The organism is Limnohabitans sp. Bal53, assembly GCF_003063355.1.
Classification (GTDB): domain Bacteria; phylum Pseudomonadota; class Gammaproteobacteria; order Burkholderiales; family Burkholderiaceae_C; genus Limnohabitans_A.
This window is the reverse complement of the sequence record NZ_NESH01000004.1, coordinates 179,836-202,758: the sequence shown is the minus strand read 5'-3', so window position 1 is coordinate 202,758 and position 22,923 is coordinate 179,836. Positions and strand designations below refer to the sequence as shown.

The 22,923-nt window shown below is 58.1% G+C and carries 24 protein-coding genes; 11 read left to right on the top strand and 13 right to left on the bottom strand.

Going from position 1 to position 22,923, the window contains the following annotated elements; all coding sequences use genetic code 11:
* Positions 1-3: 3 nt before the first annotated feature.
* A complete protein-coding gene (locus B9Z50_RS12265) occupies positions 4-885 on the bottom strand; it encodes an OmpA family protein (protein WP_158270675.1) in 882 nt (293 codons plus the stop codon).
* Between the two features lie 17 nt (positions 886-902).
* Here B9Z50_RS12265 and B9Z50_RS17620 point away from each other — a divergent pair, with 17 nt between their 5' ends.
* Complete coding sequence (locus tag B9Z50_RS17620; RefSeq protein WP_158270674.1) at positions 903-1,082, top strand: hypothetical protein; 180 nt, start codon at positions 903-905, stop codon at positions 1,080-1,082.
* A gap of 299 nt (positions 1,083-1,381) precedes the next feature.
* Here B9Z50_RS17620 and phbB read toward each other — a convergent pair whose 3' ends face one another.
* The 3 genes from phbB to phaC form a co-directional block, all read right to left on the bottom strand.
* Positions 1,382-2,119 (bottom strand): acetoacetyl-CoA reductase, encoded by a 738-nt coding sequence (gene phbB, locus B9Z50_RS12260; RefSeq protein ID WP_062405737.1) that lies wholly within the window; start codon positions 2,117-2,119, stop codon positions 1,382-1,384.
* A 120-nt stretch (positions 2,120-2,239) separates the two neighbouring features.
* Positions 2,240-3,421, bottom strand: a complete 1,182-nt coding sequence (locus B9Z50_RS12255; RefSeq protein WP_108364745.1) for an acetyl-CoA C-acetyltransferase — start codon at positions 3,419-3,421, stop codon at positions 2,240-2,242.
* Between the two features lie 24 nt (positions 3,422-3,445).
* Positions 3,446-5,164 carry a class I poly(R)-hydroxyalkanoic acid synthase gene (phaC, locus tag B9Z50_RS12250; RefSeq protein ID WP_108364743.1) on the bottom strand — a complete coding sequence of 573 codons (1,719 nt, stop codon included), beginning with the start codon at positions 5,162-5,164 and terminating at the stop codon, positions 3,446-3,448.
* A gap of 92 nt (positions 5,165-5,256) precedes the next feature.
* Between phaC and B9Z50_RS12245 the strand changes: the two genes are divergently transcribed.
* Positions 5,257-5,568: a hypothetical protein gene (locus B9Z50_RS12245; RefSeq protein ID WP_108364741.1), complete on the top strand. Its 312-nt coding sequence runs from the start codon at positions 5,257-5,259 to the stop codon at positions 5,566-5,568.
* Here the strand turns inward: B9Z50_RS12245 and pgeF are convergent.
* Complete coding sequence (gene pgeF / locus B9Z50_RS12240) at positions 5,482-6,288, bottom strand: peptidoglycan editing factor PgeF (RefSeq protein ID WP_233249850.1); 807 nt, start codon at positions 6,286-6,288, stop codon at positions 5,482-5,484. The two genes, B9Z50_RS12245 and pgeF, sit on opposite strands and share 87 nt — an antisense overlap.
* 53 nt (positions 6,289-6,341) lie before the next feature.
* On the opposite strand from pgeF, the gene aat reads away from it, so the two are divergent.
* The 3 genes from aat to B9Z50_RS12225 all read left to right on the top strand — a co-directional run bounded on the left by aat (position 6,342) and on the right by B9Z50_RS12225 (position 8,736).
* On the top strand, positions 6,342-7,121 hold the full coding sequence (aat, locus tag B9Z50_RS12235; protein ID WP_108364737.1) for a leucyl/phenylalanyl-tRNA--protein transferase: 780 nt from the start codon (positions 6,342-6,344) through the stop codon (positions 7,119-7,121).
* Positions 7,118-7,858 carry an arginyltransferase gene (locus B9Z50_RS12230; RefSeq protein ID WP_108364735.1) on the top strand — a complete coding sequence of 247 codons (741 nt, stop codon included), beginning with the start codon at positions 7,118-7,120 and terminating at the stop codon, positions 7,856-7,858. The genes aat and B9Z50_RS12230 overlap by 4 nt, the downstream gene beginning before the upstream one ends.
* Positions 7,859-7,956: 98 nt before the next feature.
* Entirely contained in the window at positions 7,957-8,736 is a 780-nt protein-coding gene (locus B9Z50_RS12225) for an IclR family transcriptional regulator (protein ID WP_108364733.1), read from the top strand.
* A gap of 23 nt (positions 8,737-8,759) precedes the next feature.
* On the opposite strand, the gene B9Z50_RS12220 is transcribed toward B9Z50_RS12225, so the two are convergent.
* The 6 genes from B9Z50_RS12220 to B9Z50_RS12195 form a co-directional block, all read right to left on the bottom strand.
* Positions 8,760-9,914, bottom strand: coding sequence for a serine hydrolase (locus tag B9Z50_RS12220; protein WP_370463079.1), 1,155 nt, complete (start codon positions 9,912-9,914; stop codon positions 8,760-8,762).
* A 116-nt stretch (positions 9,915-10,030) separates the two neighbouring features.
* Complete coding sequence (locus B9Z50_RS12215) at positions 10,031-11,569, bottom strand: 2-isopropylmalate synthase (RefSeq protein WP_108364731.1); 1,539 nt, start codon at positions 11,567-11,569, stop codon at positions 10,031-10,033.
* 197 nt (positions 11,570-11,766) lie between these two features.
* Positions 11,767-12,582, bottom strand: a complete 816-nt coding sequence (gene pssA, locus B9Z50_RS12210) for a CDP-diacylglycerol--serine O-phosphatidyltransferase (protein ID WP_108364729.1) — start codon at positions 12,580-12,582, stop codon at positions 11,767-11,769.
* Positions 12,583-12,702: 120 nt separating this feature from the next.
* Positions 12,703-13,719 (bottom strand): ketol-acid reductoisomerase, encoded by a 1,017-nt coding sequence (gene ilvC / locus B9Z50_RS12205; RefSeq protein WP_053175397.1) that lies wholly within the window; start codon positions 13,717-13,719, stop codon positions 12,703-12,705.
* A 39-nt stretch (positions 13,720-13,758) separates the two neighbouring features.
* Entirely contained in the window at positions 13,759-14,250 is a 492-nt protein-coding gene (gene ilvN, locus B9Z50_RS12200) for an acetolactate synthase small subunit (protein ID WP_089953931.1), read from the bottom strand.
* A 132-nt stretch (positions 14,251-14,382) separates the two neighbouring features.
* Complete coding sequence (locus B9Z50_RS12195) at positions 14,383-16,155, bottom strand: acetolactate synthase 3 catalytic subunit (protein ID WP_108364727.1); 1,773 nt, start codon at positions 16,153-16,155, stop codon at positions 14,383-14,385.
* 301 nt (positions 16,156-16,456) lie between these two features.
* Here B9Z50_RS12195 and B9Z50_RS12190 point away from each other — a divergent pair, with 301 nt between their 5' ends.
* The 5 genes from B9Z50_RS12190 to B9Z50_RS12170 all read left to right on the top strand — a co-directional run bounded on the left by B9Z50_RS12190 (position 16,457) and on the right by B9Z50_RS12170 (position 19,583).
* Positions 16,457-17,023, top strand: coding sequence for an RNA polymerase sigma factor (locus B9Z50_RS12190; protein ID WP_108364725.1), 567 nt, complete (start codon positions 16,457-16,459; stop codon positions 17,021-17,023).
* Positions 17,020-17,460, top strand: a complete 441-nt coding sequence (locus B9Z50_RS12185; RefSeq protein WP_108364723.1) for a DUF3619 family protein — start codon at positions 17,020-17,022, stop codon at positions 17,458-17,460. Before B9Z50_RS12190 ends, B9Z50_RS12185 begins: the two co-directional genes overlap by 4 nt.
* Positions 17,453-18,271: a DUF3106 domain-containing protein gene (locus B9Z50_RS12180; protein ID WP_108364721.1), complete on the top strand. Its 819-nt coding sequence runs from the start codon at positions 17,453-17,455 to the stop codon at positions 18,269-18,271. Before B9Z50_RS12185 ends, B9Z50_RS12180 begins: the two co-directional genes overlap by 8 nt.
* Before the next feature lie 145 nt (positions 18,272-18,416).
* Complete coding sequence (locus B9Z50_RS12175; protein WP_108364719.1) at positions 18,417-18,950, top strand: RDD family protein; 534 nt, start codon at positions 18,417-18,419, stop codon at positions 18,948-18,950.
* Positions 18,951-18,968: 18 nt separating this feature from the next.
* Entirely contained in the window at positions 18,969-19,583 is a 615-nt protein-coding gene (locus B9Z50_RS12170) for a TIGR00730 family Rossman fold protein (RefSeq protein ID WP_108364717.1), read from the top strand.
* A gap of 43 nt (positions 19,584-19,626) precedes the next feature.
* Here B9Z50_RS12170 and B9Z50_RS12165 read toward each other — a convergent pair whose 3' ends face one another.
* Both B9Z50_RS12165 and B9Z50_RS12160 read right to left on the bottom strand, forming a co-directional pair.
* Positions 19,627-19,965 (bottom strand): P-II family nitrogen regulator, encoded by a 339-nt coding sequence (locus B9Z50_RS12165; RefSeq protein WP_108364715.1) that lies wholly within the window; start codon positions 19,963-19,965, stop codon positions 19,627-19,629.
* 36 nt (positions 19,966-20,001) lie between these two features.
* Positions 20,002-21,675 carry an NAD+ synthase gene (locus tag B9Z50_RS12160; RefSeq protein WP_108364713.1) on the bottom strand — a complete coding sequence of 558 codons (1,674 nt, stop codon included), beginning with the start codon at positions 21,673-21,675 and terminating at the stop codon, positions 20,002-20,004.
* 64 nt (positions 21,676-21,739) lie between these two features.
* On the opposite strand from B9Z50_RS12160, the gene B9Z50_RS12155 reads away from it, so the two are divergent.
* Complete coding sequence (locus B9Z50_RS12155) at positions 21,740-22,867, top strand: GNAT family N-acetyltransferase (RefSeq protein ID WP_233249860.1); 1,128 nt, start codon at positions 21,740-21,742, stop codon at positions 22,865-22,867.
* The last annotated feature ends 56 nt before the right edge of the window (positions 22,868-22,923 follow it).

Here is a 22,923-nt window from a genome sequence, read left to right as displayed (position 1 = left end):
CTATCAGCGGCGCACGCCGCTCAGTTCGATGGCGACTCGGCGATTGGGTTGGTTGCAGGCAATGGCCTGGGCAGTGGCCACGCTGCCGCAATGGCGAACCACGGGCTCACGGCTGCCACGCCCTTCGCTTTCGATGCGGGACACTTGCAAACCATTGACAAGCAAGTAGTCGCGCACGGTTTTGGCGCGGTCGGTGGACAAGCGATCGTTGATGACCTCGCTGCCCAAGGGGTCTGCGTGGCCCACGATGTGGACACGCTCAATGCTCAGGTACGGGGTCTTAATTTGGCTAATCAAGTTGTCCAATGAAGTGCGTCCTGCAGTGCTCATGCTCTTGAGGTCGGATTTGCCAAATGCAAACAAGGAATCCGCCGCCAAATTGATTTGCTGCAATGCCACCGAGGCAGCGGCCTGATGGATGGGCTGCGATGCCACCGAGGCAGCGGCCTGATGGATGGGCTGCGATGCCACCTGGGGTGCGGCCGGACCGGCGTCGATGCACTTTTCTGCGTTAGGCACCCGCGAAATGGTGTGCGCTTGTTGGCGGGTGCCTTGCAACTCCTGCATCGCCTGTGCAGCAGGCACGGGCTGCAACACGGCCAACATGCCCGCTTGCTCGCGCACACTCAGGAATGACGTCTCACCGCCCTTGGGGTTGATGGCGGTGGTGGAGTCCAGATTGTCTTTAGGATTGCGTCCCACAGCGACCATGCGCACACCCAACTCGGCCCCACCCGGCGGCAGGCAAACCTGGGCGTAACCGCCAGGAATGAGCGAGGCGTGGTAACGGTCGTTTACATAGACCGTGGCCGCACCGGGTTGGTTGGTTCCGGTGGCGCGGTAGATGATGATGCGCGACTGATGCTGCGCCACGCGCTCAAACATCGCAAAACGCTGACCCAATGGCTGTTGTACTGAATGGCCCTGCCCCCCATTGCTTTCGGGTGTTGACCAAGCCGTTGAATGCCATGCCAAGCCTGCAGCTAGAAAAACCCAAAAAATTAGAAGATACAGCTGCGGTTTTGCATTTCTTTGATAACAGCTCTTCAGATTGGACCTCATTCATTACCCCTCGTTTTTGACGATCTTTTGATAGATCTGACGAAAGTAACAAAATAATTACTTACCCAAAATACCTAATTGGGTAACCAAATGAAATCTTGCCCCTGAAAGTTAACCCATCCTGCTAGGGCATCGCAGCGAAGAAAAGATGGAAAGTGACAGAGCCCGCAATGTCCTAATGGGGTCGGCCTCTAGGGTCGATTCGCTTGAAAAATAACAAATTCATCAAAAAAGCGAGAACGTTAAAAAACCCCGACACCATGTTGCCATGGGCGGGGTTGGTCGGGGTTTGGCGGGTTTGTCAGGCGCAGAGGCCGGATCAGCCCATGTGCAAACCGCCGTTGACGGCGAAGTCAGCGCCGGTGGTGTAGCCACCATCTTCGCTGGCCATCCAGGCGATGATGGAGGCGATCTCGCTGGGCTTGCCCAAGCGCTTGACGGGCACAGTGGCCACGATCTTTTCCAGCACGTCAGGACGGATGGCGTTGACCATGTCGGTGCCGATGTAGCCAGGGCTCACGGTGTTCACGGTCACGCCTTTGGTGGCCAGCTCTTGTGCCAGAGCCATCGAGAAACCGTGCATACCGGCTTTGGCGGCCGAGTAGTTGGTCTGGCCAGCCTGGCCTTTTTCGCCGTTGACCGAGCTGATGTTGATGATGCGGCCCCAGCCTTTTTCGACCATGTCAGCAACCACTTGCTTGGTCACGTTGAACATGGAGTCCAGGTTGGTGTTCATCACAGCTTGCCAGTCTTCGCGGGTCATCTTGAGGAACATGCGGTCCTTGGTGATGCCTGCGTTGTTGACCAAAACGTCGATGGGGCCGTGCTCGGCCTTGGCCTTGGTGAAGGCTTCCACGGTGGAGTCCCAGTCGCCCACGTTGCCCACTGAAGCGTAGAAAGTGAAGCCCAGCGCTTTTTGCTCGTCCAGCCATTTGGTGTAGTCACGCGTGGGGCCGCAACCGGCGATGACCTTGAAGCCTTCTTGGTGAAGGCGTTGGCAGATCGCGGTCCCGATGCCGCCCATGCCGCCTGTGACGTACGCTACTTTTTGACTCATGATTGTCTCCTGGTGATGAGTGTGTTGAGATCGTGGGAAACCACCCAAACCCGCATGATCGGCTGCCCTTATACAACTGGACAGTGCGCCGACCCACGCAGCTTGAGCGGTGGGTTTTGTTTAAACGCGCTCGATGGCCAGGGACACGCCCATGCCGCCGCCAATGCACAAAGCGGCCAGGCCTTTTTGGGCCTGGGTGCGCTGCATTTCATGCAGCAAGGTCACCAAAATGCGGCAACCGGACGCGCCGATGGGGTGACCAATCGCGATCGCACCGCCGTTGACGTTGACTTTGGCCGGGTCGATGTCGAGCGCCTGGTTCACCGCGCAGGCTTGCGCAGCAAAGGCTTCGTTGAGTTCGAACAGGTCCACGTCTTGGGCTTTCCAGCCAGCGCGTGCCAGCGCCTTTTGCGACGCAGGCACGGGGCCCATGCCCATGGTGGCCGGGTCCAGACCGCTGGTGCCAAAAGCGGCAATGCGGGCCAGGGGCTTGAGGCCCAAAGCCGCCGCCTTCTTGGCTGACATGACCATCACGGCGGCCGCGCCGTCGTTGATGCCCGAGGCGTTGCCCGCGGTCACGCTGCCAGCCTTGTCGAACGCAGGGCGCAGACCGGCCAGCACTTCTTCGCTGGTTTTCTTGTTGATGAACTCATCGGTGTTGAACACCAGGGCGTCGCCCTTGCGCTGAGGGATCAGCACGTCAACGATTTCGTCCTTAAATTTGCCCGCTTCTTGCGCGGCAGCGGCTTTGCGCTGGCTGCCTGCGGCCAGGGCGTCTTGCATGTCACGGGTGATGCCGTGGGCCTTGGCTACGTTTTCAGCGGTGATGCCCATGTGGTACTGGTTGTACACGTCCCACAGACCGTCCACGATCATGGTGTCGGTCATTTTCCAGTCGCCCATGCGTTGGCCGTCGCGGCTGCCGTTCAAAACGTGCGGGCTGGCGCTCATGTTTTCCTGACCACCGGCGATCACAATTTCGCTGTCGCCCCAGGCCACGGCTTGCGCTGCCAGCATGACGGCCTTGAGGCCCGAGCCGCAAACGGCGTTGATGGTGAGGGCCGGTGTTTCTTTGGCCACACCGGCTTTCATCATGGCTTGGCGAGCGGGGTTTTGACCCACGCCTGCGGCCAGCACCTGGCCCATGATGACTTCACCGATGGCGTCAACAGGCAAACCGCTGCGCTCGAGTAAGCCCTTGATGACGATGCTGCCCAGTTCTGTGGCAGGTGTTTTGGCGAGCGAGCCGCCAAATTTACCCACGGCGGTGCGGGCTGCTGCAACGATGACGATGTCTTCCATTTTTGTCTCCAATAAAAAAACGAATCAGGCCTTGGCCTTGACGTAGCGGCCCGGGGCCGCTTCGATGGCTTTGAATTTGGTGGCTTTGCCGTAGGTCTTGGGCGCAGCAATTTGCTTTCCGGCATGGCCCTTGAGCCAGTCTGACCAATCGGTCCACCAGCTGCCGGGCACCTCTTGGGCGCCTGCAATCCAGTTGTTCACATCGGCTGGAAATTGGGTGCCCTCGCTCAGCCAATGGCTGCGCTTTTTGGCTGCAGGCGGGTTAATCACGCCCGCGATGTGGCCCGAGGCACCCATCACAAAACGCTTTTTGCCCGGCAGCACTTGTGTGCTGGCATAAGCCCCACCAATCGGCACGATGTGGTCTTCGCGCGAGCCATAGATGTAGACAGGTATATCAACCTTGCCCAAATCAATCGACTCACCACAAACCTTGACCTTGCCGGGCTTGACCAGGTTGTTTTCGAGGTAGGTGTTGCGAAGGTACCAAGCGTAAAAAGGTCCTGGCAAGTTCGTCGAGTCGCTGTTCCAGTACAACAAGTCAAACGGCGGCGGCGTCTCACCCTTGAGGTAGTTGCCCACCACGTAATTCCAGACCAGGTCGTTGGGGCGCAAAAAGCTGAAGGTGGAGGCCAGGTCCTGACCTTTGAGCAAGCCGCCTTGGCCCATTTGCTGCTCACGGAACTTGACGAAGTTCTCGTCAATGAACACGTCCAGAATGCCAGTGTCGGTGAAGTTGATCAGTGTGGTCAGGAAGGTGGCGCTGGCCACAGGCTTGTCACCTCGTGCAGCCAGAACGGCCAAGGCGTTTGACAAGATGGTGCCGCCCACACAAAAGCCCAGGGCATTGATCTTGGGCGCACCGGTGATGGCCTGCACGGTGTGGATGGCCTCGATGGCGGCGTGCTCGATGTAATCGTCCCAGGTCTTTTGGGCCATGGACTCGTCTGGGTTGCGCCAGCTCACCACAAAAGTGCGATGGCCTTGGCTCACGGCGTAGCGGATGAGCGAGTTTTCGGGCTGCAGGTCGAGGATGTAGAACTTGTTGATGCAAGGGGGCACCAGCAAAAACGGCTTTTCGTAGACCTTGGCAGTGAGCGGCTTGTACTCGATGAGCTGGAAAAACTCGTTCTCAAAAACCACCGCACCTTCGGTGGTGGCCACGTTTTTGCCGACTTCAAACAGGCTCTCGTCGGTCATCGAGACGTGGCCTTGTTGCATGTCGTGCATCAGGTTCTGGATGCCCTTGGCCAGACTTTCGCCTTTTGTTTCTATGGCTTTCTTTTGGGCCTCGGCGTTGAAGGCCAAAAAATTACTCGGCGCTGATGCGGCCACCCACTGCTCAATGGCAAAGCGGATGCGGGTGCGGGTTTTTTCATCGGCATCGACCGCATCGGCCAAGCCCATGAGGGTGCGGGCATTGAGCAAATAGGTCGCGGCATTGAAAGCAGCGATCGGGTTAGAGGCCCATGCGTCACCCGAAAAACGCCGATCTTTGACTTGCAAGCTGTTGTGCAGGCCCTGATTCCACAATTCAGAGGCGTCTTTGAAGTACTGGCCTTGCAGGCTTTGCAGCTTTTCAGGCGAGAATTTGAGTTGTGGCACGGTCGCATCGGCAGAAGGTTTCAAGCCACCCAGATCAATAGTCTGAAAATGCTGCATGGCTTGGCCCCAGCTCTTACTCAGGTTTTGCTGAAAACCCTCGCCCATTTTGGCCCAAAAATCCGGTGCGGAAGCGCTCATCGTTTGTCTCCTGAATTCATCGTTTTTCTCAAATCCCTTTGGACGAGTATCTTTCAGTTTATTGTCACCTAAATTACAAGGGCCAAATATTTATGTATCTGATCGTGATTGCTTGGCTTTATGTCACCTTGCTCATGGCTCTGGCTGAGGCTTTTAGTACCCAAGGCACTGTACTGGGAGCGATCATCACCTTTGTGCTTTATGGCTTGTTGCCCATGGCCTTGGTGGTTTACCTGATGGGCACACCCCTGCGCCGCAAGGCCATTCGCAAGCAGGAAGAACAAGCCAGGCACGAGGCTGCTGCAAGTCAGACCGACTCAGCTCTCCAGCCAGATGCAAGCCGCCATGCGGCCACTTTGCCCGAGGCGGCGGCTGTCCCTGCGGTGGGAAAAGAAGAGCGCTGAGTTTGACACCGTGCACCAGGGCAGGCTGCTGTCGTTGCCAAACACGCTTGTGACGCCCAAGGCCTGTAATCGCACACGGGCCAAACCAGCCAGATCGGCCATGAATTTGCCGTTGGCAACTGGCTGGAACTGGGCCTGCACTTGGGGAGAGCCATCGTCAAAAGCCGCCAACACTTCTGGCCCCACTTCAAAAGCTTGCGGCCCAATGCAGGGCCCGAGCCACGCCATCACGTCCGACACATCGGCCCCCGCACGCTGGATGTCAGACCACAGGCTCTCCAGCACGCCCTGCCCTTTTGACTGAGTGGACACAGCCGGCCCAGCAAGCCCACGCCAGCCCGCATGTGCCGCTGCCACCCACCGACCGGCGGCATCGGCCAGCAAAACCGGCAAGCAGTCGGCCACCATGATGGTGCAGGCCACACCGGTCTCGCCGCTCCAGCAGGCATCTGCCACCAAGCCATTGGGCGTGGCCGCACCCAATTGCACACTGGCCACCCCATGCACTTGCTGCAAAAAAACGGGCCGCTGGCCGATGCGAGATGCCAGGCGCTCCCGGTTGGTTTGCACATCGGCAGCCCGGTCGCCCACATGGTCACCCAGGTTCATGCTGTCCCAAGGAGCAGACGACACCCCGCCCTGACGACTGGTCATGAGCGCACGCACGCGGTCGTTGATCGGCCAATCGGGTTGTATCCAGTGCTTGGGCAGGTTTTGCATCTGCAAAATCATATCGCCGCACCCAGCCCCTGCTTTTATTGTGTAATTCACCCATGACCAGCGAAGCCGAAGTGCATTCTCCGACCCCCGAACTGCCCTGGATTGTGGAGGGCCAGCCCCTCCCCCCGGTCAGCGAGGCATGGGGTGCCAGATCGCCTGCGCCGGGTCTGCTGGCCGCCAGCAGCGATTTGTCAGCCCAACGTTTGATGGACGCTTATGCCAAGGGCGTTTTCCCTTGGTTCAATGCAGGCCAGCCGGTGCTATGGTGGAGCCCAGACCCGCGCATGGTGCTGCGTACCCATGATTTTCGCTTTCACCGATCGTTGCAACAAAGCCTCAAACGCTGGAGCCTCACACCCGACTTTGAGCTGTGTTTTGACCGGGACTTTTCGCAGGTGATCCGCCGCTGTGCCACGTCGCCTCGCGCCGGTCAAAAGGGCACTTGGATCGTGCCCCAGATGGTCGCGGCTTACGAAGACCTGCATCGCATGGGCTTGGCCCACAGCTGTGAAATGCGCATTCGGGGTGAACTCGTGGCGGGTCTGTACTTTGTGGCCTTGGGCCGCGCCGTGTTTGGCGAGTCGATGTTCACCACCGTCACCGATGGCTCCAAGATGACGCTGGCTTGCTTGGTCAGCGTCTGCTTGCAGCATGGCGTTGCCGCCATTGACTGCCAACAAAACACCCGGCACTTGGCCTCGCTGGGCGCCTGCGAGATACCGCGCAGCGACTTTTTGCGCAGCATTGATGCAGGCCGCGAGCAGGCCCCCATCGACTGGGCCCAACAGTCCTTGAACTGGCAATTGCTGACTTCACTGATGGCCACCCCATGAGCCAACTCAAAGAACTCCCGCTACAGACCCTGCAGTTCTACGCGACCGCACCCTACGCATGCAGCTATCTGCCCGATCGCTCTGCCCGCTCCCAAGTGGCCACGCCCAGCCACCTGATCCACAACGAGGTGTATGCGGACCTGGTCGAGCAGGGATTTCGGCGCAGCGGCTTGTTCACCTACCGGCCCTACTGCGATGGCTGCCAAGCCTGCCAGCCATTGCGCGTGCGGGTTGACGCCTTCAAACCGGACCGCAGTCAGCGCCGAGCTTGGAGGACCCACTGCGATTTGAGCGTGCGTGTGCTCGATTTGCAGTACGACCCAGAGCATTACGCGCTGTATTTGCGCTACCAAAACACCCGACACCCTGGCGGCGGCATGGACCACGACAGCGTGGACCAGTACACGCAGTTCCTGCTGCAAAGCCGAGTCAACTCGCGCATTGTGGAGTTCAGAACCCCCGGCAAAGGCGAGGGGCTTGGTGATTTGAAGATGGTCAGCATTGTGGACGTGCTCAACCAGGGTTTATCGGCGGTTTACACCTTTTATGAACCCGATGACACCTCCAGCTTTGGCACCTTCGGGGTTCTTTGGCAAATCCAACAAGCGGCCCAATTGGGACTGCCTTATGTTTATTTGGGTTACTGGATCGATGGCAGCCCCAAGATGAACTACAAATCACGCTTCAAACCCTGCGAACTTCGTGTGCAGGGACAATGGCAGCCTTTTACGGAGTGACCATGGGTGCATCAGGATCACGGCTGAATGCTGTCACCTCAGCACACCAAGCCCTCCTTCATTTCACTGTGTAAAATGAAATGCCCAGGTAGCACACGATGAAAAAAGACCCCGCCCTCACTTCCGCGCCCACCATCCAAGTGATTGAACGCATGTTCACCCTGATCGATGTGCTGGCGTCCCGCGAAGAAGCAATCTCTCTCAAAGAAATCAGCCAAAAAACCGGGCTGCACCCCTCAACCGCACACCGTATCCTGAACGACTTGGCCACAGGCCGTTTTGTGGACCGTCCTGAGGCCGGCAGCTACCGCCTGGGCATGCGATTGCTGGAATTGGGGAATCTGGTCAAGGGCAGACTCAATGTGCGCGATGCAGCCTTGGCCCCCATGCGTGATTTGCACAAACTCATTCAGCAACCCGTCAATCTGAGCATGCGCCAGGGCGATGAAATCGTCTACATCGAACGCGCCTACAGCGAACGCTCGGGCATGCAAGTGGTTCGCGCCATTGGTGGGCGAGCACCTTTGCACTTGACCTCAGTGGGTAAGCTCTTTTTGGCTGCCGACGACCCTTTGCGGGTACGCTCCTATTCCACGCGCACGGGTTTGGCTGGCCAAACACGCAACAGCATCACTCAAATTCAGGTGCTGGAGAGGGAACTCTCCCGAGTCAAGCAATCGGGTTTTGCGCGTGACAACGAAGAGTTGGAACTGGGAGTGCGCTGCATCGCTGCGGGCATTTATGACGATCAAGGAAAGCTTCTGGCTGGCCTTTCCATTTCCGCCCCTGCAGATCGCCTGGATGAAAGCTGGCTGCCCAAACTTCAGGAAACCGCCAAAGCAATTTCAGAAACCTTGGGACACCAGGAGGAACGCTAGCGGTCTGTCACTGCGCTCCGAGCTCAGCTCGGCATTTGGGCAACGGTTTCCCACGAGCGTTTGTCCATGGACGACTTTTGCTCCAACCACTTGCGTACCCGCTCGGCATCTCCCAAGCGGCTGAACTTGCCCGCAGAGTCCAGAAACACCATGATCAGGTTGCGACCCGCTACTTGGGCCTGCATCACCAAGCAACGTCCCGCCTCCGAGATGTAACCGGTTTTTTGCAACCCAATGTCCCATTGAGGGCTTTTCACCAAGCGATTGGTATTGTTGTATTGCAATGTTCTGCGCCCCACCGACACCTCACGGCCGTGCGACGTGGACAACTCCCGCAACATGGGCTCATCGTAGGCTTTGGCAGCCAAGACAGCCAAATCATTGGCGCTCGACTGGTTCTGACTGGACAGGCCGGTTGGTTCCACATAGCGTGTGTCCTTCATGCCCAAAGCCTTGGCCCGCTGGTTCATGAGACTGACAAACAAATCCATACCCCCAGGGAAAGTTCGCCCTAAAGCATGGGCGGCGCGGTTTTCACTGGACATGAGAGACAAGTGCATCAACTCGCCGCGACTGAGTTCGGTGCCCACGGCCAAGCGAGACGAACTTCCTTTTTCCGTGTCCACGTCGGCTTGGGTGATGCGGATGCGCTCGTCCATGGGCAAGCGGGCCTCAGCAATGACCAAGCCAGTCATCAGCTTGGTCAAGGACGCAATGGGCAGGACCGCATGGTCATTTTTGCTGTAAAGGACTTCCTGGGTCTCTTGATCTACTACCAGAGCCACACTGGAGTGCAGGCCCAAAGCATCGGCTGTGGCGTGCAACCCTGCCATTTGGCCGAATGACGCACGAATTGGACGCGCATTTCGGCTCGCCCTGAGTTGCTTGGTGTTGCGGTCAGCTTTGACCACGCTTTGTTTTCGGGCCGCGGATTTTTTGGCTGTCTGCTTTTTGCGTGCCGCTGCGCTTTGGGCTTTGTGGCCTTTGCGGGGAGCCATGGTCTTATCGGCGCTTTTTTTGCTCTTTTGTGCTTTGGAAGGTGCCTGTTTGGCGTTTTGTGCGTAAACCAAGCTCAACTGACCAGACACGATCGTGATCAAACCCACGGACAAGGCCAAGGCTGCAGCGCGCAACCAAGTTTGGGTTCGCGGGACGAAGGATGCAAATCTCACACGCATTGACTGATCATAAGTTGGTATTATTCTTCTCAGTGTATCTAATTAGAAAAAGTCACGCAAGAACAATGACTTACGTGACTTTTATAAAGCAATTAATTGCTTATTTAGTATTCAATTTACCCCTGAGCAGCCACCCTGTCAGCCTTGCTCTGCAGTTTGTTCAAGGCACTCAGGTAGGCTTTCGCCGAGGCAACGACGATGTCGGGGTCTGAGCCTACCCCGTTGACCACACGGCCACTGTTTTGCAGTCGCACTGTCACTTCGCCCTGGCTTTCGGTCGAACCACTGATGGCGTTGACCGAATACAGAACCATCTCAGCGCCGCTCTTGATGTGCGACTCAATGGCTTTGAGCGAGGCATCCACCGGCCCATTGCCATCGGACTGGGTTTGCACCTCTTTGCCTGCCACCGTGAACACCACCGAAGCGTGGGGGCGTTCGCCAGTTTCGCTGTGCTGCGACATGGAAACGAAGCCGTATTGCTCTTTTTCAGTGGTCACACTCTCGTCGCTGACCAAGGCCAGGATGTCTTCATCAAAAATCTCGCTCTTGCGGTCGGCCAACTCTTTGAATTTAGCAAAGGCGTTGTTGATTTCAGTTTCACTGTCCAAAGTGACGCCCAGGTCCTGTAAGCGTTGTTTGAACGCGTTGCGGCCGCTGAGTTTGCCCAACACAATCTTGTTGGTGGACCAACCCACATCCTCGGCACGCATGATTTCGTAGGTGTCACGCGCTTTGAGCACACCGTCCTGGTGAATGCCCGAGGCATGGGCAAAGGCGTTGGCACCCACCACAGCCTTGTTGGGCTGAACCACAAAACCGGTGGTCTGACTGACCATGCGGCTGGCGGCCACGATGTGGCTGGTGTCAATGCCAAGGTCAAGACCAAAGTAGTCGCGGCGTGTTTTAACGGCCATGACCACTTCCTCGAGTGAGCAATTACCGGCACGCTCGCCCAAGCCGTTGATGGTGCACTCAACCTGACGTGCGCCACCGATCTTGACACCTGCCAAGGAGTTGGCCACCGCCATTCCCAGGTCGTTGTGGCAATGCACGGACCAAATCGCTTTGTCAGAGTTGGGGATGCGCTCGCGCAGGGTGCGGATGAATTCGCCGTAAAGCTCAGGCACGGCATAGCCCACGGTGTCGGGCACGTTGATGGTGGAGGCACCTTCGGCAATCACGGCTTCGAGCACACGGCACAAAAAGTCCATGTCGCTGCGGTAGCCGTCTTCCGGACTGAATTCGACATCACCCACCAAATTTCGGGCAAAACGCACCGACTGCTTGGCCTGCTCAAACACCTGGTCAGGCGTCATGCGCAGCTTTTTTTCCATGTGCAGAGGGGACGTCGCAATGAAGGTGTGGATGCGCCCACTGTTAGCGCCTTTGAGGGCCTCGGCCGCACGAGAAATATCGCGGTCATTGGCGCGCGACAAAGAGCAAATGGTCGAGTCCTTGATCGCGTCGGCAATGCATTTCACGGCCTCGAAGTCACCATTGGAACTGGCGGCAAAACCAGCTTCGATCACGTCCACTCGCAGACGCTCCAGCTGACGGGCAATGCGCAGCTTTTCGTCGCGGGTCATGGAGGCGCCGGGCGATTGCTCGCCGTCGCGCAAGGTGGTGTCGAAAATAATCAGTTTGTCAGCCATGTTCACTCCTGGTTAATCACCCGCAAGTCCAAGCAAAAATGCAAAAAGCCCGTTGCGGATGGCATACGGGCCTTTTGGGAAAATGTTTGCGTGCGCTACACATCCCGCCCGTGGGGCGCTAGCAGTAGAGCAAACAAAGTAAAGTTCATAGGGTAACTCTAGCACAACTCAAAACAAGCCTTGTCCTGCACCGGACATCACTGGTGCAAGCCGCGCTCATCGGGGTCGTCGGTCGAGGTGCTGATCATGCTGGTGGGCTGTCCCTTGGCCTTGCGCCAGACGTAAATCACATAACCACTCAGACCATAGCCCACAAACAGCGAAAACAACACAATGGGCGGGTCGATGTTGACCACCGCAATGCCCAACGCCACCAGCACCAGCGTGGCAAAGGGCACGCTCTTTTTCATGTGCATGTCCTTGAAGCTATAGAACGGCACATTGGTCACCATGGTCAAACCTGCGAACAGGCACACAGCAAACATGCCCCAAGACACGGCTTTGGCAGGCACAGCGTTGTCAAACATGATCCACACAAAGCCCATCACCAAAGCAGCAGCAGCCGGAGATGGCAAGCCCTGAAAATAGCGCTTATCGACGACGCCCGTATTGACGTTAAAACGTGCCAGGCGCAGGGCCGCACAGGCGCAATAAACAAAAGCCGCAATCCAACCCCAGCGGCCCAACTCCTGCAAGGTCCAAACGTAAGCAATCAAGGCAGGCGCAGCGCCGAAAGACACCATGTCTGACAGCGAATCCATTTGCTCGCCAAAAGCACTTTGGGTGTTGGTCATTCGGGCCACGCGTCCGTCCAAGCTGTCGAGCACCATGGCGCTGAAGATGCCCACGGTGGCCAAATCAAAACGGCCATTGATGGCCATAACAACGGCATAAAAACCCGCAAACAAGGCCGCCAAAGTGATCATATTGGGCAGCATGTAAATGCCCTTGGAGGGTTTACGCACTGGCGCTGAGCCTTCTGCGTCTTCAGCGGTGTTGTTGGTTTTGTTCATCGTCCATTCCTGTTGCGGTTTTTTTTGGATCCATCCCGTGTCAGCTGAGTTTAAGGCACACCCAGCGCCCAAGAAAAAGGCCACTCAAGTGGCCTTTTCTCAGTTTGCCCAAGGGCCCGATCAGTTACGGGTCTTGTCAACCAGCTTGTTCTTGGCGATCCAAGGCATCATGGCGCGCAATTGTGCGCCAACGACTTCGATGGAGTGCTCGGAAGTCAAGCGACGGCGTGCCGTCATGCTGGGGTAGTTGGTGCGACCTTCCAAGATGAACATCTTGGCGTATTCGCCGGTCTGGATGCGCTTCAAGGCGTTGCGCATGGCTTCGCGAGACTGCTCGTTGATGACCTCAGGGCCCGTCACATACTCGCCGTATTCGGCGTTGTTCGAGATCGAGTAGTTCATGTTGCCGATGCCGCCTTCGTAGATCAGGTCCACGATCAGCTTCAACTCGTGCAAGCACTCGAAGTACGCCATTTCAGGGGCGTAACCGGCTTCCACCAGTGTCTCGTAACCCATCTTGATCAGCTCAACCGCGCCACCGCACAGAACGGCCTGCTCGCCGAACAAGTCGGTTTCGGTCTCTTCTTTGAAGTTGGTTTCAATGATGCCGGCCTTGCCGCCACCGTTGGCCATGGCGTAGCTCAGGGCCAAAGCACGTGCTTTGCCGCTCTTGTCCTGGTGAATCGCCACCAAGTGCGGCACGCCGCCGCCTTGGGTGTAGGTGTTGCGCACGGTGTGGCCGGGGGCCTTAGGCGCCACCATCCACACGTCCAGGTCTTCGCGGGGAACCACCTGGTTGTAGTGCACGTTGAAGCCGTGAGCAAAAGCCAACGAAGCGCCTTGCTTGATGTTGGGCGCGACGTTGTTGTTGTACACGTCGGCGATTTGCTCGTCTGGCAACAAAATCATGACCACGTCAGCGGCCTTGACCGCATCGTTCACTTCCATCACGGTCAAGCCGGCTTTGCCGACTTTGTCCCACGAAGCGCCACCTTTGCGCAAACCGACCACCACTTTGACGCCGCTGTCGTTCAGGTTCTGGGCGTGTGCGTGGCCTTGCGAGCCGTAACCAATGATGGCAACAGTCTTGCCCTTGATGACGCTCAGATCACAATCTTTGTCGTAAAAAACTTTCACAGGGTTCTCCTTAGGAATAAAACAGTTCAAGGGTTGAGTTTAGACGCGCAGGATGCGCTCGCCGCGCCCGATACCGCATGCACCGGTGCGCACGGTCTCCAAGATGGCACTGCGGTCGATCGCCTCCAAAAAGGCGTCGTTCTTCGATTGGTCACCGGTGAGCTCAATGGTGTAGCTTTTGTCCGTGACATCAATCACACGGCCACGGAAGATGTCGGCCATGCGTTTCATTTCTTCGCGTTCTTTGCCCACGGCCCGCACTTTCACGAGCATCAACTCGCGCTCGGTGTAAGCGCCTTCGGTCAGGTCCACCACCTTCACCACCTCAATCAAGCGATTCAGGTGCTTGGTGATTTGCTCGATGACATCGTCAGAGCCTGTGGTCTGGATGGTCATGCGAGACAAACTGGGGTCTTCGGTCGGGGCCACGGTCAAGGACTCGATGTTGTAGCCACGGGCCGAAAACAGGCCCACCACGCGGGACAAAGCGCCCGCTTCGTTTTCGATCAATACAGCGATGATGTGTTTCATGTGTGATTCCTCTTTTTGCGACGGCATGCAACCAAGAAAGTTTGGCGCAGTGAACTGCCGTTTTTCGCCGCCCTCCCCTGCACACGGTAATGCGCAGGCTTGGCGGGCAATAGATTCGTCCAGTGTGATGAATTAAAGATCTTCAGCGCCCATCAGCATCTCGGTGATGCCTTTGCCAGCCTGAACCATGGGGAACACGTTCTCCGTGGGGTCGGTTCGGATGTCCAAGAAAACCGTGCGATCCTTGAGCCTGCGTGCTTCGCGCAAAGCAGGCTCCACGTCCTCAGGCTTTTCCACCAAGATGCCGACGTGGCCATAGGCCTCTGCCAACTTCACGAAATTGGGCAAAGCATCCATGTAGCTGTGGCTGTAGCGACCCGAGTAATCAATTTCCTGCCACTGTCGCACCATGCCCAAGTAACCGTTATTCAGGGCCACAATTTTGATCGGTGTGTTGTACTGCAGACAAGTTGAGAGTTCCTGAATGCACATCTGCACCGAGCCTTCTCCCGTCACACAAAACACTTCGCTGTCTGGCTTGGCCAATTTGATGCCCATGGCATAAGGAATACCCACACCCATGGTGCCCAAACCGCCCGAGTTGATCCAGCGGCGTGGCTCGTTGAACTTGTAGTACTGGGCAGCCCACATCTGATGCTGACCCACATCGGAGGTGATGTACGCGTCGGCGTCTTTGGTCATGTCCCACAGGGTCTCGATGACTTTCTGTGGCTTGATGACCAAGCTGTTTTGGCTGTCGTACTTCATGCACTCGCGGCTGCGCCAACCTTCAACGGTCTCCCACCATTGGGCAAGCGCCTGGCTATCAGGCTTGAGACCGGACTCGCGGATCATGCCCATCAGCTCTGTCAAAACGTCTTTCACATCGCCCACGATCGGCACGTCGACCTTGACGCGCTTGGAGATGCTGGAGGGGTCAATGTCGATGTGGATGATCTTGCGTTCGTTTTGCGCGAAATGCTTGGGGTTGCCAATCACGCGGTCATCAAAACGGGCCCCCACGGCCAGCAAGACGTCGCAGTTTTGCATGGCGTTGTTGGCTTCCAGCGTGCCGTGCATGCCCAGCATGCCAAGGAAACGCCGGTCTGTGGCCGGGAACGCGCCCAAGCCCATCAAAGTGTTGGTGACCGGGAAGTTCAGCATGTCCACCAAAGCGCGCAACTCTGGGCTGGCATTGCTCAGCAGCACACCACCACCCGTGTAGATGTAGGGGCGTTTGGCCGACATCAACAACTGCATGGCTTTGCGAATCTGACCACCGTGGCCTTTGCGCACCGGGTTGTACGAACGCATCTCGACTTTGTCGGGATAGCCGGTGTAGAGGGTTTTGTTGAAAGACACGTCCTTGGGCACATCCACCACCACAGGGCCAGGGCGGCCAGTGCGGGCAATGTGGAAGGCCTTTTTCATGACCTCGGCCATGTCCTTGGCATCTTTGACCAGGAAGTTGTGCTTGACGATGGGGCGGGTGATGCCCACGGTGTCGCACTCCTGAAACGCATCAAGGCCAATGGCCGCAGTGGGCACTTGCCCGCTGATGATGACCATCGGGATGCTGTCCATGTAGGCCGTCGCGATGCCGGTCACGGCGTTGGTCAGGCCGGGGCCAGAGGTCACCAAAGCCACACCGACTTCGCCAGTGGCGCGGGCATAGCCATCGGCAGCGTGCACTGCGGCTTGCTCGTGTCGCACCAACACGTGCTGGATGGTTTCCTGTTTGTAGAAAGCGTCGTAGATGTGGAGCACAGCCCCACCGGGGTAGCCCCAGACAAATTCGACGTTTTCGGCTTGCAGCGCTTTGACCAGAATTTCGGCTCCGCGCAACTCTTGACCTGATGAAGCGACAGACGCAGCGGATGCCATTTCGGCTTTATTGATTTCCATATATTCAACCTTTGTGAATTTCTCTAACGAAAAACCTTGGGTGCCCCTGGGCGCGACTCTTGTGAAGTGGCTTTGGGACTTGAGACCACAGACATGGGCACCAAACTGTAAAAGTGCCGGACGGTGATCCGTTTGCTTTTTTTCAATTGCAACCCGCTATTATTGCACCGTTGCGGTGGGGCCATTGAAAATCAATGCCCCAAGAGCGGCCCAGTGACATCATGGCCCGTGCAACAGCCGCCCGTTTTGCCCGGTACCCCACTCTCGCAATCACAGGACACAGCCCGCCGCTGCAAGCACCTTGGCCTCAGACACCGACATTTCTGATTTCCTCAAAAGCGTGGAGAAAAAAGCCTTCAAGCGGGCTTACTACCATGTGGGCGACGAGGAAGGGGCACTGGACATCGTGCAAGACAGCATGATCAAGCTGTGCAGCCACTACGCCGACAAACCGGCGCACGAGCTGCCTTTGCTGTTTCAGCGGATTTTGTCCAACACGGTGCTCGACTGGTTTCGCCGCCGAAAGACGCGTAACGCCCTTTTTTCCAACCTGAATGATTTTGACCACCGCGATGACCTGGGCGATTTTGACCTGCTCGAAGTCACCACAGGGGATGCCGATGGCCCCGCCAGCCAAAGCGCCGAACAATGGCTCGGTCGTGTGCAAACCTTGGAACACATTGAAAAAGCCATCATGAGCCTGCCCGCACGTCAACGAGAAGCCTTCCTCCTGCGTTATTGGGAAGAGTTGGACGTGGCTGAAACAGCCGCCGTGATGGGCTGCTCTGAAGGCAGCGTCAAAACCCATTGCTCCCGCGCCATCCACTCCTTGAGTAAAACCTTGGCCCACCAAGGCATGAAACCATGAAAAATTCCCCAAACATATCCCCTACCACCGACATGGACCTTTGGGGTCGGAACTTGGCTGCGCAACTGAACGTAGGCTCGCAGGATTTGGGGCATGACATTGGCGAGCGCTTGCGCGTGGCTCGCCAAATGGCCTTGAAGTGCCGCCCCATGCCACAACATCTGATGCGCCACAGCCTGGCCGTACAAGCCAACGGCTCGCTCAGCGGGCCACCCGACGAAGGCCTTAACCTTTGGCGCATCCTGGCCTCTGCCCTGCCTTTGTTGGCGCTGGTGTCGGGCCTGATGTTTCTCCAGACCGTGCAAGACGAAATGGCCGAGTCCGACATCGCCTCGCTCGACTCGGCCCTGCTGCTTGACGAGCTGCCACCGCGCGCCTATACCGATCCGGGTTTCGTGCAATTCATCAAACTCCAGCAAGACGCACGGCATGATTGACAAGCATCTCCAGCCCGATCAGCGCCCTGTAACTGCCGACCTCAACCCGGGGGCATGGCTGCCGAAGCCGCCCTTTGCCCACTCATGGCGCAAGAGGGCACTGGCGGCTTTGTCGCTGTGCATGGGCTTGGCTTTGGCAGCACAGCCCACTGCCGATCCAGCGCTGAACACGGACCCAGCGACAGCACCAGCAGGCCCTGCCACTGCTTCAGTTCCCGCCAACGCCGCAGCGGCCAGCGGCGCAAACCCACACACGCCCGTCGTTGCGGTGATGGAGAGCAGCTTGCAAGCCCCCACGGCCTCAGGGACTTCGCCCCCAGCCAACCCAACACCCGCATCGGCCGCTTGGCAATCCTTGAGCAGACGTCAAAAGTTGGCACTGGCTCCTTTGGCAGAGGAGTGGCATGAACTGTCGGCTCAGCAACGGCAAAAATGGCTGGCCCTGTCCAAAAACTTTTCACAAATCAGCGACGAAGAGCAACTGACCCTGCACAGCCGCATGCGGGAATGGGCTGCCCTCAGTCCTCGGCAGCGCAGCCAAGCACGCTTTCACTTCAACACCACACAAGCCATTTCTGCGCAAGACAAGCGCGCGCAGTGGGAGGCCTATCAGGCTCTGACCGAGCAAGAAAAGCGCAAGCTGTCCTCGGGTCCCAAGCCCCCCGTCAAAAGTGGTGCCCGCAGCTTTGCGCCGCCCAGCGCCCGCTTGGTCAGCCCGCCTCTGCTGCCCGTCAACGCCACTCGGGCGGTGCAGCGTGTAGCGCCATCCAAGCCGATCCACCCCAAAACCTTGTTGCCACAACCCTCTTGAGTTGGATGGGCCTGGATCAGGTGCGCATTTGCGCCACAATCGCGCCCTAGAACTGAGCGCTCGCCACCTTGGCTGAAAAGTACAAAACTGGACGATTGAGACGCTCAAGCCCAACGCCCACTCTTTTCAAAATCCCATTGCTCACATGACCCAGCGCGTGCCCGCCTCACCTACGCCCCCCGCCCCCGTGCCCACCGCAACCGACGCACTGGTCGCCCCATCGCTCAAACGCCGGATGGCCTGCTGGCTGTACGAAGGCATGTTGCTCTTCGGTGTTGTGTTCATTGCGGGCTATCTGTTCAGCAGCCTGAGTCAGACACGCCATGCCCTGGACAACCGACCTGGCTTGCAAGCTTTCTTGTTCTTGATTCTGGGCATTTACTTCACTTGGTTCTGGCACCGAGGCCAAACCCTGGCCATGAAAACCTGGCACATCCGGGTGGTCTCAGCCTCGGGGCAGCCCCTGAGCCAGCGCCGCGCCTTGTGGCGTTATGTGCTGAGCTGGGTGTGGTTTTTGCCCCCCCTTTTGCTGACCTTGCCCTTCGGCCTGCAACCGGGCCAAGTCGGATTGCTGCTGATGGTCTGGATCATCGTCTGGGCCTTACTCAGCCGTTTTCAGTCCCAAAAACAATTCTGGCATGACGTCTGGGCGGGCACCCGCCTCATCAACTACCGCTGAAACCCTTTGTTTGCCCCCATGACAACCTCAAACAATGCCAGCAGCAAGCCTGCACCTGCTTTTTCCCTCTGCGTCTATTGCGGCTCCAAACCCGGTCACTCCCCTGAATTTGCCCAAATTGCCGTCGAAGTGGGCACTTGGATCGGTGTGCATGGCGGTCAATTGGTCTATGGCGGTGGGCGCAACGGCCTGATGGGCTTGGTGGCCGAAGCCACGCTGGCCGCAGGCGGCACCGTGGTGGGCATCATCCCTACGGCATTGGTCGAAAAGGAATGGGCACACCACGGCTGCACCGAGCTGCATGTGGTGGACACCATGCACGAGCGCAAACGCCTGATGGCCGAGAAAGCCGACGCGTTTTTGGCCTTGCCCGGCGGCATCGGCACCTTCGAAGAATTGTTTGAAGTCTGGACCTGGCGTCAGCTGGGCTACCACGACAAACCCGTGGGCATCCTCAACAGCAACGGTTACTACGACGGCCTGATGAGCTTCATTGGCCAGGTCGTCAAAAAAGGCTTCATGGCCGATTGGCAAACCAGCTTGGTGACTGTCGGGACCGCGCCCGAGGTCTTGCTGCAAGAGCTGGTGGAAGCAGCGGGCTTTTCACCCCCCGCCAAAATCGAACTGCTTTGATTGGGAATATAGGACGGACCTGACTTCCAAGGCCCGTGCCGGATCAAATCGCGGTTTCGTCCTGCTCACCCGTGCGGATGCGCACCACACGCTCGACCGAAGTCACAAAGATTTTGCCGTCACCGATCTTGCCCGTGCGGGCTGCTTTGACGATGGCGTCGACACAGCCGTCCACATCTTCGTCCTTGACGACCACTTCGACCTTGACCTTGGGCAAAAAATCGACCACATATTCCGCGCCCCGGTAGAGCTCAGTGTGTCCTTTTTGGCGACCAAAACCTTTGACTTCGGTCACCGTCAGGCCCGTCACACCGCACTCGGCCAAGGCTTCACGCACCTCTTCCAGTTTAAAAGGCTTGATGACGGCGGTAATCTGTTTCATGGGAAAAATCCTCAATAAAGGGGTGATGGCCCGAAGTCAGGCGCGAAATTTGTTGGTCATAGGATAACGCCAATCCTTGCCAAAACTGCGGTGCGTCACACGAATGCCCACGGGCGACTGGCGGCGTTTGTACTCGTTGAGCTTGATCAGGCGTGTGACTTTTTCCACATCGTCGCGCTCAAAGCCGTCGGCAATCAGCGCTTCCACGCCCTCGTCGTTTTCCATGTAGCGCTGGATGATCGCGTCCAGCACCTCATAGGCCGGCAGGCTGTCCTGGTCTTTTTGATCGGGGCGCAGCTCAGCGCTGGGCGGGCGGGTGATGATGCGCTCAGGGATCGGCTGGCTGCCCGTGCCATACGGATCATGAAGGTTGCGCCAGCGGGCCAAGTCAAATACGCGGGTTTTGACCACGTCCTTGATGACCGCAAAACCGCCCGCCATGTCGCCATACAGCGTGCAGTAACCGGTGGCCATTTCGCTCTTGTTGCCGGTGGTCAACACAATCGCACCGGTCTTGTTGGACAAGGCCATGAGCAGCGTGCCGCGAATGCGGGCCTGGATGTTTTCCTCGGTCGTGTCTTCTTTCAAACCCTCAAACTGGGCCGACAGCGCCAGCTTGAACCCGTCAAACAGTGGCGCGATCGAGATTTCGTCATAGCGCACATTCAGGCGTTTGACCATGTCACGAGAATCGATCCAGCTGATGTCGGCCGTATAGGGGGAAGGCATCATGACCGCATGGATCTTGTCGGCGCCGATGGCGTCCACCGCAATCGCCAAGACCAGCGCCGAATCGATGCCGCCCGACAGACCCAAAATCGCGCCCTTGAAACCGTTTTTGCCCAGGTAGTCGCGCACGCCCAACACCAGCGCGTCCCACAACTCCGCGTCCGCGCTGGCCATGGGCACCAAGGCATCGGGTGCAGCACTCAGGTCCACACCCTGCTGGCCAACCGATGCCTGTACCGACAAGTCAGCCTCGCGAAAGCCCTCGGCCCGCGCCACGGTTTCGCCTTGGGCGTTGAGCGCAAACGAGCGCCCCTCAAAAATCACCTCATCCTGGCCGCCGACCAGGTGCGCGTAAACCAAGGGCAAGCCACTGTCGGCCACGCGCTCGCGCATGCGCTGCTCGCGCTCCGGACCTTTGCCTGCATGAAAAGGTGAGGCATTGAGCACGGCCAGCACCTGCGCCCCCGCATCACGCGCCAAGCGGGCCGGCTCGTCAAACCAGGCGTCTTCGCAAATGAGCAAACCCACCCGAACACCCTCAACCTCGAACACCCCCACCCCGTTGCCGGGTGTGAAGTAGCGGCGCTCGTCAAACACCTGGTAGTTGGGCAGCTCGCGCTTGTCGTAAGCACACACCACCTTTCCCTCACACAACACACTGGCGCGGTTGTGGCGGCGCGTCACGGCCACGCTGCGGGTGCGCACGCCGCCGCCTTCGGGGTGGCCCACCACCACATGCAGGCCCTTTAACCCAGCCAGTTCGCGGGCCACCGTTTTCAGGGCATCATCACAGGCGTCAATGAAGGCTGGGCGCAGCAGCAGGTCTTCGGCTGCATAGCCGCAAATCGACAATTCGGGCGTGATCAACAGCCTGGCCCCTTGCGCATAAGCCAAGGTGGCGGCGTCGATGATTTTGCGGGCATTGCCCGGCATGTCACCGACGACAAAGTTGAGCTGGGCCACACGAATTTGGAGAGTCATACAGGTGCTGGAAAATTTGAGCTTGAATTATGTCACCCGGGTAGAGGATGACCTGAGCGGCATCATGCCCAAGGCTTGGGACAGCTTGCTCGCCCAGCAGGAGGCGCCATCGCCCTTCATGCGGCATGCCTATTTGTCGGCCATGCTCGACAGCGGCTCGGCCGTGCCCGAGACGGGCTGGACGCTGCAAGTGATCAGTTTGTGGCGCGAGGCCCCCAACGGCCCCACACTGGCCGCCGCCTGCCCGCTCTACCTCAAAACCCATTCACGTGGCGAGTACGTGTTTGACCACGCCTGGGCCGACGCCTACGAGCGCCACGGCCTGAACTATTACCCCAAAGCCTTGGTGGCATCGCCTTTCACGCCCGTGCCCGGCAGCCGTTTGCTGGCCGAATCCGATGACGCCCGCCAAGCCCTGCTGGCCGCTTTGGTGGACCTGTGCCAAACCAACAACATTCCCTCGCTGCACATCCTGTTTGGCAGTCAGCAAGACATGCACGCGTGCGATGCGGCAGGATTGCTGCAACGCAGCCAGGTGCAATTCCATTGGCAAAACCAAGGCTGGCGCGACTTTGATGACTTTTTGAGCAGCCTGAACCAGGAAAAGCGCAAAAAAATCCGGCAAGAGCGCCGCAAAGTGGCTGAAGCTGGCGTCAGCTTTCGTGCCGTGCGCGGCCCCGACATGACCGACGACGATTGGGCGCTGCTTGTGCGCTGCTACCAGCAAACCTATTGGGAGCACGGCAACGCGCCTTATTTGAAGCCCGAATTTTTCGAGGCCATGCGCCGTGACATGGGCGCCAATTGGCTGCTCTTTGTGGCCGAGCACGAGGGGCAACCCATCGGCATCAGCCTGATCGGCCTGCACCTGAACGCCGCTGACCAGCCCGAAGTGGCTTATGGGCGTTATTGGGGAGCCCTGGCTCGGGTGGACTGCCTGCACTTTGAGGCCTGTTATTACCAGCCCATTGAATGGTGCATCGCCAACGGAGTGAAGCGTTTTGAGGGCGGCGCGCAGGGCGAGCACAAAATGGCCCGCGCCCTGCTGCCCACGCCCACACACAGCGCCCACTGGCTGGCGCATCCGGCGTTTTCAGAAGCGGTGGCGCGGTATTTGGAGCGGGAAAAATCGGGCATTGACAACTACATGGAGGCGCTGCAACAGCACTCGCCTTTGAAGAAGCCACAGTAACGGCCCAAGAAAAACGCCTGCGCGGCGCAAACCGGGCAGGCGTTCAGCGGATTCGG

Coding starts and splice junctions, on each gene's coding strand:
- B9Z50_RS12155 (WP_233249860.1), top strand. CDS start 21,740: ATGCCCAAGGCTTGGGACAGCTTGCTCGCCCAGCAGGAGGCGCCATCG.
- B9Z50_RS12215 (WP_108364731.1), bottom strand. CDS start 11,569: ATGGCTGACAAACTGATTATTTTCGACACCACCTTGCGCGACGGCGAG.
- ilvN (WP_089953931.1), bottom strand. CDS start 14,250: ATGAAACACATCATCGCTGTATTGATCGAAAACGAAGCGGGCGCTTTG.
- pssA (WP_108364729.1), bottom strand. CDS start 12,582: ATGAACAAAACCAACAACACCGCTGAAGACGCAGAAGGCTCAGCGCCA.
- B9Z50_RS12225 (WP_108364733.1), top strand. CDS start 7,957: ATGAAAAAAGACCCCGCCCTCACTTCCGCGCCCACCATCCAAGTGATT.
- B9Z50_RS12175 (WP_108364719.1), top strand. CDS start 18,417: ATGACCCAGCGCGTGCCCGCCTCACCTACGCCCCCCGCCCCCGTGCCC.
- phbB (WP_062405737.1), bottom strand. CDS start 2,119: ATGAGTCAAAAAGTAGCGTACGTCACAGGCGGCATGGGCGGCATCGGG.
- pgeF (WP_233249850.1), bottom strand. CDS start 6,288: ATGCAAAACCTGCCCAAGCACTGGATACAACCCGATTGGCCGATCAAC.
- B9Z50_RS12170 (WP_108364717.1), top strand. CDS start 18,969: ATGACAACCTCAAACAATGCCAGCAGCAAGCCTGCACCTGCTTTTTCC.
- B9Z50_RS12165 (WP_108364715.1), bottom strand. CDS start 19,965: ATGAAACAGATTACCGCCGTCATCAAGCCTTTTAAACTGGAAGAGGTG.
- aat (WP_108364737.1), top strand. CDS start 6,342: ATGACCAGCGAAGCCGAAGTGCATTCTCCGACCCCCGAACTGCCCTGG.
- B9Z50_RS17620 (WP_158270674.1), top strand. CDS start 903: ATGGCTGTTGTACTGAATGGCCCTGCCCCCCATTGCTTTCGGGTGTTG.
- B9Z50_RS12180 (WP_108364721.1), top strand. CDS start 17,453: ATGATTGACAAGCATCTCCAGCCCGATCAGCGCCCTGTAACTGCCGAC.
- B9Z50_RS12255 (WP_108364745.1), bottom strand. CDS start 3,421: ATGGAAGACATCGTCATCGTTGCAGCAGCCCGCACCGCCGTGGGTAAA.
- B9Z50_RS12230 (WP_108364735.1), top strand. CDS start 7,118: ATGAGCCAACTCAAAGAACTCCCGCTACAGACCCTGCAGTTCTACGCG.
- B9Z50_RS12220 (WP_370463079.1), bottom strand. CDS start 9,914: ATGCGTGTGAGATTTGCATCCTTCGTCCCGCGAACCCAAACTTGGTTG.
- B9Z50_RS12265 (WP_158270675.1), bottom strand. CDS start 885: ATGTTTGAGCGCGTGGCGCAGCATCAGTCGCGCATCATCATCTACCGC.
- B9Z50_RS12185 (WP_108364723.1), top strand. CDS start 17,020: ATGAAAAATTCCCCAAACATATCCCCTACCACCGACATGGACCTTTGG.
- B9Z50_RS12160 (WP_108364713.1), bottom strand. CDS start 21,675: ATGACTCTCCAAATTCGTGTGGCCCAGCTCAACTTTGTCGTCGGTGAC.
- B9Z50_RS12195 (WP_108364727.1), bottom strand. CDS start 16,155: ATGGAAATCAATAAAGCCGAAATGGCATCCGCTGCGTCTGTCGCTTCA.
- phaC (WP_108364743.1), bottom strand. CDS start 5,164: ATGAGCGCTTCCGCACCGGATTTTTGGGCCAAAATGGGCGAGGGTTTT.
- B9Z50_RS12245 (WP_108364741.1), top strand. CDS start 5,257: ATGTATCTGATCGTGATTGCTTGGCTTTATGTCACCTTGCTCATGGCT.